The sequence below is a fragment of the Salinimicrobium oceani genome (genome assembly GCF_012037645.1).
In genome coordinates, this window is record NZ_JAAVJR010000122.1 from 1 (window position 1) to 730 (window position 730).

The window sequence follows — 730 nt, forward strand, 5'->3', positions numbered from 1 at the left end:
TCTCCTGCTAGTTTGTGCTGGGTCAAAGGATGCCACAGGTGTTTTTTATCTCTCTGTGAAAGGGTATGTGTTTCAGTCTTCATTTTCCGTTAATGTATTTCTGAATTTATCAGCATATTCTAAAATAACATTTCTGTCAATATATGGCTCCTGATCGATTCTTCCGATAATGTTTACTGCCGACATTTCAGCAATGATCTTTTCTGAAGAAGGATGCTCCTCCCCGCTAAAAATGATTCCGAAGCAATTGAGATCTCTTGCTCTTAGCGCTTCAATAGTCAACAAGGTATGATTGATACTGCCCAGGTAATGCCTTGACACCAGGATCACCCGGTGATTAGGTTGTATAAGATCGGCAATGGTTTCTACTTCATTCAGAGGGACCAGCAATCCGCCGGCTCCTTCGATGACAAGATGATTGTTGGTTGCAGGCTCCTCGATTTCTGAAACCCTGATCTTTACATTATCGATCTCTGCCGCAGCATGAGGGCTCATGGGCGTTTTTAGTGCATAGGCATTTTCGTGAAAGACAGTTTTTTTGTTCGTGACCAGGCTTTTGATCTTATGAGGATCGGAATTTTGCAGGTCGCCTGCCTGTATTGGTTTCCAGTAATCTGCTTCGAGAGCTTCTGTTACAATGGCCGCGGCGATAGTTTTACCTACTTCGGTCCCAATTCCGGTGATAAAATATTTAAGGTTCATCTTGTTTAAATTTATTATTACAATTCGC

Annotated in this window: 1 protein-coding gene; it reads right to left on the reverse strand. The window is 42.2% G+C overall.

What is annotated here, in order from left to right; genetic code table 11:
• Window positions 1-72 precede the first annotated feature (72 nt).
• Window positions 73-702, reverse strand: coding sequence for a dethiobiotin synthase (bioD, locus tag HC175_RS15795; RefSeq protein ID WP_168139389.1), 630 nt, complete (start codon window positions 700-702; stop codon window positions 73-75).
• Window positions 703-730: the final 28 nt, after the last annotated feature.

Excerpts from the sequence above, each read along its gene's own strand:
- bioD (WP_168139389.1), bottom strand. The coding sequence starts at position 702 with ATGAACCTTAAATATTTTATCACCGGAATTGGGACCGAAGTAGGTAAA.